Genomic DNA, 1,008 nt, shown 5'->3' on the forward strand with positions numbered 1-1,008 from the left:
GAGGTTTTGTCAGTGACTTTTAGCTGATCCGACGGTGCTCGAAGAGCGTGAGGACGTGGGCCGCGCGGACGAGGTCGCCGATCCTGCTGGGGCTGAGGGTGGTGTGTTTGAGTGCGGTCCAGCGTTCGGTGAGGAGGGCGAAGCCGCGTTCGACGCGGCATCGCAGGAAGCGCTGCAGGCGGTTGTGGCAGCGGTTGTCGATGGACAAGACGTTGCCGCCGGTGGGGTTCTTGAACGGGACGATGATGCCGTGACCTGCGCCTTGGTAGCCGGGGTCGGCCAGAACCGGCATCGTCGTGGCGTAGGGGTAGAGCGTCGGCAGGACCAGTGCGCGGGCCGCTTCGATATCGACGACTCCGCCGGGCAGGGCGTCGCTGGTCCAGATGGGGAAGCCGTCTGGTTCGCACAACGCCTGGACGTTGGCGCCGAAACCGCCGGTCTTTCCCGAGAACCAGGCGTCGATCGTTTCCCCTTTCACGCTCACGGTCTTGTGGCGGCACCGGTCGCTGTCGAAGATTTTGCCGTCCATCTCCAGGTGGGGCAGTCCGTCGGCGACGGCCTTGTCCAGGGCCTGGTGCAGGTCCGGGGCCTGGTCGGCCAGGACGTCGACGACCTCGTGCAGATACCGGTAGGCGGTCGACTGCGACAGCCCGAACGCGGCGCCGTGCCGGGTGATGTTGGGCTTGTCGCGGAACCAGGCGATCACGAACAGAGCTTGGAAGTAGCAGGTCAGCCGCCGGGTGTCCTTCCTGGTGCCGCGTGCTCGGCGTTCGGCGCGCAGCAGGCCGGCGACGAAGCGGATGAGTTCACGCGGGACGTCGAGCATGGCAGGATAGGTGACCACGTGGAGCCTTCCGGTAGCGGACGAGATCTTGTAGCGAGACCTCTTCTACCGGGGCTCCACGTCTGGTTTGGGGCCCGCCCGGTCTGTCCGCGAGTCTCCCCGGACATCACCGATCATGCCCAAGAAATCCTTACTGCCCGAGTCGGCTCTGTCGGGAAAACCTC

General features: G+C 65.8%; 1 protein-coding gene. It reads right to left on the reverse strand.

The features are described 5' to 3' along the window. Positions 1 to 19: 19 nt before the first annotated feature. Positions 20 to 844, reverse strand: a complete 825-nt coding sequence (locus AL2_RS35825; RefSeq protein ID WP_067641747.1) for a transposase family protein — start codon at positions 842 to 844, stop codon at positions 20 to 22. Between the last annotated feature and the right edge of the window lie 164 nt (positions 845 to 1,008).

Origin of the sequence: Actinomadura latina NBRC 106108, from assembly GCF_001552195.1 — a bacterium.
In the GTDB taxonomy this organism is placed as follows: domain Bacteria; phylum Actinomycetota; class Actinomycetes; order Streptosporangiales; family Streptosporangiaceae; genus Spirillospora; species Spirillospora latina.